We start from the raw sequence: 233 nt of genomic DNA, 5'->3' as shown, positions 1-233 counted from the left end.
CAAGGCGCTGGAGGCGAAACGGGCGGCGGAGGAAGCGCTGCAGAACAAGACCTCCAAGCTGGAGATCGCCAAGGCCCAGGCGGAGCTGGCCGAGGCCGCCGCCCAGCTCGCCGCGATCCAGAAGCTGCGCAAGGCGCGCAAAGGGTAATTTTTTGCTTCCTCCCGAGTCTACGGAAGGCAGCCTGCGGGCTGCCTTCGTCACTTATACTGCCTAAGGTGTTTCGAGCTCGCGG

Annotated in this window: 1 protein-coding gene; it reads left to right on the top strand. The window is 64.4% G+C overall.

The features are described 5' to 3' along the window. Positions 1 to 148, top strand: a 148-nt coding sequence (locus tag ACTFO6_RS19955; protein WP_439936011.1) for an ATP synthase delta/epsilon chain alpha-helix domain-containing protein, incomplete at its 5' end; no start/stop codon positions are given. Between the last annotated feature and the right edge of the window lie 85 nt (positions 149 to 233).

It is taken from the genome of Pelomicrobium sp. G1 (genome assembly GCF_051905455.1).
Taxonomy (GTDB): Bacteria; Pseudomonadota; Gammaproteobacteria; order Burkholderiales; family UBA6910; genus Pelomicrobium.
The sequence above is the reverse complement of the archived record's forward strand: the minus strand, read 5'-3'. Positions and strand labels throughout refer to the sequence as shown.